The 231-nt window shown below is 48.1% G+C and carries 1 other annotated feature (running past one end of the window).

The features are described 5' to 3' along the window. Positions 1–126: a sequence feature (mutual gap in cmsearch alignment for this rRNA model is longer than 100), on the top strand (it extends 1,404 nt beyond the left edge of the window). Positions 127–231: the final 105 nt, after the last annotated feature.

Genomic DNA, 231 nt, shown 5'->3' with positions numbered 1-231 from the left:
AAGCCATGGAAGCCGGGGGTACCTGAAGTCCGTCACCGTAAGGAGCGGCCTAGGGTAAAACTGGTAACTGGGGCTAAGTCGTAACAAGGTAGCCGTACCGGAAGGTGCGGCTGGAACACCTCCTTTCTAGAGCTTTGTGTCATAGACACAAGCGACAATTAGTAAAGGGAAGTTTAGAAGGCCAATTTGGTCTTGATTCTTATGTCAATTCGATTATTATGGACAGTCTCA

The sequence above is a fragment of the Christiangramia marina genome (assembly GCF_048285865.1).
Taxonomy (GTDB): Bacteria; Bacteroidota; Bacteroidia; order Flavobacteriales; family Flavobacteriaceae; genus Christiangramia; species Christiangramia marina.
The sequence above is the reverse complement of the archived record's forward strand: the minus strand, read 5'-3'. Positions and strand labels throughout refer to the sequence as shown.